General features: G+C 45.3%; 4 protein-coding genes. All 4 read right to left on the bottom strand.

The window, feature by feature from the left end:
* The coding region (locus ABFC84_15980) for a glycine/sarcosine/betaine reductase component B subunit (protein ID MEN6414238.1) at positions 1-1,398 on the bottom strand (1,398 nt) is incomplete at its 3' end.
* A gap of 37 nt (positions 1,399-1,435) precedes the next feature.
* Entirely contained in the window at positions 1,436-2,743 is a 1,308-nt protein-coding gene (gene prdC, locus ABFC84_15975; protein MEN6414237.1) for a proline reductase-associated electron transfer protein PrdC, read from the bottom strand.
* Positions 2,744-2,756: 13 nt separating this feature from the next.
* Positions 2,757-3,812: a proline racemase family protein gene (locus tag ABFC84_15970; GenBank protein ID MEN6414236.1), complete on the bottom strand. Its 1,056-nt coding sequence runs from the start codon at positions 3,810-3,812 to the stop codon at positions 2,757-2,759.
* Between the two features lie 14 nt (positions 3,813-3,826).
* Positions 3,827-5,065: an acetylornithine/succinylornithine family transaminase gene (locus ABFC84_15965; protein MEN6414235.1), complete on the bottom strand. Its 1,239-nt coding sequence runs from the start codon at positions 5,063-5,065 to the stop codon at positions 3,827-3,829.
* Between the last annotated feature and the right edge of the window lie 107 nt (positions 5,066-5,172).

The raw sequence follows: 5,172 nt of genomic DNA, 5'->3' as shown, positions 1-5,172 counted from the left end.
GATATGATTGTTGCCGAACCCTTCCGTCGTAATAATAGCGCCTGCAACACCCATCGTCTCGACCAAAGCGCCTAACCGCTCGGAAACATATAATTTTTCATCGTTAACCTGGGGTGAACCAATAAAGACAACACCGACAAGATTCAGTTCTTTATCGTCCGCCAACGCATTCACCAGCGGTTCACGGAAGAAATGACGGGTAATTTCCTTAGTTGCCGGACCGATGCACGCCAGTGCATGAATTCCGCCGTCTCTTACTTCATTGGCGGACAACACCACCGGCACATTGCCCAAGTCTACATTTTTATGCCCGCCCTTCACACCGGCCGGTTCTGTCGGCACCAGCAGATTATCATGCATTGCTCCCTGCCCCATAATTTCTTTGACTAACACCACCCGTGGGCGGCCTTTACGATCGACATCCTGATATGTTTTCTCGTCTACACAGCTTTGTCCGCTCAAATCTTTGATATGTTCGCGAATGTCCTGGATGATATAATCACCGGCACAATGCGCCGCAAACGGTCCTCGCCGCTCCATCCCTGTATTTTTCTCAATTTTGACATCGACGCAAACCATAATATCTTCAGCGTCCGGGCATCCCGGACGTCCATAGCGGATTTTTTCATCCAAATATCCTTCGCAAGAGCCAAACTCATGAATCTGAACACCCGCTTCATCCATTCCCGTCAATACAAATACGACACCCGTCAGCACATTGGTAATTCCAGTGCCAATTTTCCCCTCAACCTTTGTGGCAACCGGAATAACATCCATAATCGTATTACTATATACATGACGTTTATCCGGCGTAACAATCGTTACTTTTACTTCCTTTACAAGGGGATCAACCGCTGTCGCTTGTTCAATCAAGTCCTGATTTACTGAAAGTACGCCATCTTTATAGCTCGTTTCGTCCGCCAAAATAACTTCTTTTACAGCATATTCTCTTTGCTTTACTGTACGAATCACTTTATCTTCACAAGGCGGTTCAGCCGGTTTGCCAATTCCCATCTTTCCTTTGAATACGTCCGTCATCGCCATTGGCAGTTCCAGAGTAATGCCTTCCATCTTCTCAATTTTTACCTGAATAGAGCTTGCCGCCGACACTTTAAGCGGTGCCGTTTTTTCATGCTTTATTGAAACGGCAAGGCCCTCAACAAGTTCCGGCGTCAAAGGCGTAAGCCCGTCACAGTCTTTCTTCAACGTGGTCCCCAACGCCTCTTCAATGGTCAAAACATGATCGTCCAAAGTCAAAAGGCCGGAGTCTTCCAAGTCGGCAAATACAACCGGATCTTCGAGCTCAGCCGGGCTGATGACAGTGCCTTGCCGGGTTAAGCAGCATAAAACAGCAGCATCCTTCAAATGTGCCTGTACTGTTTCCATTGTAATAGACATAAAGAACACTTCCTTTTGCGAGTTTTAGTTTACTGATCTAGCCTCTCAATTTCATTTTTCGTATCAAGGGACTATGTACAGCACGTAAGACATGATCTGTTGTGTGATATACCGGCAAGTGCAATTTTGGCACCAGCGCCATAACAGTATTGGTACAATCTGTACAATTCCCAATCAGCAGCACTTTGGCACCGGCTTTCTTTAATCTCAACACAGTCTCGGCTTGCCCCGGACAACATCCCGGATTCCGGCATTTCAGCATTCCATTTCCCATTTCTTCGGCCTGTTTACAAGCTTCTATTGCGACGATAGGCGCCTCCATCTGAGCAGCAATCTCTTCCATGCGTTTTTGGCTGGCACCGCAAGCACATACTAACAATCCTATCGGACGCTGTTCCTTTAAAAACGGCATCGTAACCAAAATGCCGCCGCTGGTTTTTATAACAGGAACGCCGAGTTCCGTTGCGTATCCCGTAAAGGGACCGCCCATAAGAATTTCTCCATAGTCGTGTTCTGTTCCACCGCTACGTTCAAGCAGATTTTCGACCAGTGTTCCCAATGGGACATCCAGATAAATCTGCTCAGGATTACCTCGCAGCACGCCGGCAATCGTAACATCTTTACAGATACAAGGCTTTTTCAACTCTACCGCTTCGGCAATACGGCATGTAGTCTCCGCATTCACGACGACAGTATTGGCAGCAAGCGGCAATTGTCCCGGTTTAAGCAAAATGCCTAATGTTTCCCGTAGAATTGCACGTTCTTCTCCCATAGGGTACAAGTCGGGCAGTAAAGCAATCTTAATTCTATCGTCTGACCCGATGACATCCTTTAAGTACTGAATCGCTGTTTCATGTTTTGCCTTTATAGCGATGATTCCCTGTTTGGCTTCTACTGTCTCCATTGCATATAACAGCCCTCGATATAACAGATCGGGCATTTTTTCAATACGAGTAATATTATGGGAAAGGATCGGCTCACACTCGGCAGCATTCACAATCACGCAACCGCCTTTTTCCAATGGCACCCCTAATTTCACATGGGTGGGAAATCCTGCGCCCCCCATGCCGACAATCCCGGCATTTTCTATCAGTTCCCGAACCGAGCAACCGTCAATCGGAACAAATTCATCCGGCTGCTGCGCGGTTGCCTGAATTTCTATCGCTGTCTCTGTAATCGCAACTACTTCGCCATATACGCTTGAATGCAAATTTGCCGACAAACATCCGGTGGGAATTCGCGCCAGCAGGCTCCCCTTTTTGACGCTCTGTCCGACTTGTACTACGCATTCGCTCGGTACGCCAATATGCTGTTTTAGGGGATAAACATATCGCTGCTCTCCCATTTTACAGATCTCCTTATATTTCATGTAACCGGAATCCATATTTAAATGGATCGTTTGAATTCAAGATCATTTCATGTATTCCCGTTATATATGCACTGCCGGTAATTTTGGGAATGACTGCATCAAATTCGCCAGCCCGCGTTTCTTTCCAAACTTTCGCCCGGAATAAAGAGCCTGTAATACTCTCATAAACAAACTCCTCATTAAGCTTCAGCTTGCCTTTCTTATATAAGGCCGCTACTTTTGCACTCGATCCGGTTCCGCACGGCGACCGATCTACTTGGCGATCACCAAATACAACTACATTTTTTAATGACGCTTTGGGGTTTAACGATTTTCCGTAGAATTCAACTAAATCCACCGATGTAATATCTAAATAGGGATGGGAAACAGAAATCGCGGCGTTTACTTTATCCAAAATCTCCATCCCGGTTTGCACCAGAGCGGGCAATTGTCCTTCCACCAAATTAATTCCCAGAGCATCTGCGTTTACTAAAGCAAAAAAATTACCGCCAAAAGCAACATCCACAAAAACACTTGCAAATCTTTCCAGAGAAATTTCAACATTCTCCTTATACAAAAAGCAGGGAAGATTGGTCAGTGTAACCTCTTGCGCTTTGCCGTCAGATACTTTTACTTCCGTCTGCACAAGGCCGGAAGGCGTTTCCAAAACAGCAGTTGTATAGGGTTCCTGTACTGAAATCAGTTTTTGGTCAACTAAAACAGTTGCTACGCCAATAGATCCATGACCGCACATATTTAAATAGCCGCCGCTGTCCATAAATATGACACCGGTATCGGCCAGGCCGGTCTGCACCGGTTCCATAAGAACCGCACCAAACATACCGGCGTGACCGCGTGGTTCCAAAATCAAAGCGCGGCGAAGAGAATCCAGATAAGTAGCCGCATAATGTTTTTTCTCCATCATGGTATCACCCAGAATCGGGGGAAACCCATGTAAAATAATGCGTGTCGGTTCACCCATTGTATGGGAATCAACAACCAAGAAATGCTGATCATTCGGTGAAAGATTTGCTAAAAGGCTGCTTTTATCTGTCGGTAGAACCATTTCCTATTTCCCCTTTAAACGGCATTTCTATAGGTCGAAGTTGCCAAGGCCATTTCTGTTGCTTTTTTCAAAATATCGAAAGCCTGATCGCACTCTTTATCTGTTACAATCAACGGTGGAATCATGCGGATAATACGGTCACCAATCAACGTAACCAAAAGTTTTTGGTCAAAGCAACTATGCTTTACCGCCAGCCCGATCGGCAGATCATACTCCACACCGACCAATAGCCCCTTACCGCGTACTTCCTTAACATGCGGCAAGGCCGCCAGTTTTTTCATGAAATATTCGCCCGTTTTTTTTGCATTTTCCGCTAAATCACGATCCAACATTTCCTTGATTTCGGCAAATGCAGCCGCACAGCATACAGGATTGCCGCCATACGTAGTTCCATGAGCTCCCATTGAAAAAGCCCTAGATACCTCCCTTGTCGTTACAATAGCCGAAATAGGCATCCCGCCGCCCATGGCCTTTGCCATTGATAAAATATCCGGCTTGATACCGTAATGCATAAATGCCATAATTTCGCCGGTGCGGCACCAGCCGGTCTGCACTTCATCAAACAGCAGGAGCAAGCCCCGCTCATCACATAGTTTACGCAGCCCCAGCATAAATTCTTTTGTAGCCGGCCTAACACCACCCTCGCCCTGCATCGGTTCGATCATAATCGCAATCGTATCGTTGGTAATTTGTTTTTCAAAAGAAGCAAGATCATTAAAATCCGCATAAGAAAATCCCGGCAGCATCGGTTTAAAGCCAATTTGGCAGGCATTATCCGGTTGACCTGTAGCCGATAATGCCCCATAGGTACGTCCATGAAAGCCATGTTTGGCTGTTATGATATGATAATGATTTTCTCCGTATTTTTCGACGCCATATTTTCTTGCCATCTTAATCATTGCTTCATTCGCTTCAGTCCCGGTACTCTGATAAAATATCTTCTCAAATCCTAAAAGATTGCAAATCTTTTCAGCTAATAGCGCCTGGGGAATCGTATACGGATAGTTGAATGTATGTACTACATCACCAACCTGGTCACGAACAGCGGCCACCACTCTTTCATTGCAATTTCCGGCACTGTTTACAGCGATTCCACCATAAAAATCAAGATACCCATTCCCTTTATCATCATATAAATACATGTCCTTGGCGTATTCGCAAACAAAATCATAACGTTCGTACGTATCAATCATATACTTTTTTACTAACGCCTTAATTTCGTCGGCACTCTTATCACAATCTTTTAATTTCATTGTATGCCCTCCATCTTTTTTACTTTTTCTTCCCATCTGAACCTTTCCGTTCGCTGCAGAGAATTGAGAAAGTGATACAAATAAAAAAACAAAGGCATTCTGGTTAC

Source organism: Veillonellales bacterium (assembly GCA_039680175.1).
Taxonomy (GTDB): Bacteria; Bacillota; Negativicutes; order JAAYSF01; family JAAYSF01; genus JBDKTO01.
This window is presented reverse-complemented; position numbering and strand designations above follow the sequence as displayed.

Excerpts from the sequence above, each read along its gene's own strand:
- prdC (MEN6414237.1), bottom strand. The coding sequence starts at position 2,743 with ATGGGAGAGCAGCGATATGTTTATCCCCTAAAACAGCATATTGGCGTA.
- ABFC84_15970 (MEN6414236.1), bottom strand. The coding sequence starts at position 3,812 with ATGGTTCTACCGACAGATAAAAGCAGCCTTTTAGCAAATCTTTCACCG.
- ABFC84_15965 (MEN6414235.1), bottom strand. The coding sequence starts at position 5,065 with ATGAAATTAAAAGATTGTGATAAGAGTGCCGACGAAATTAAGGCGTTA.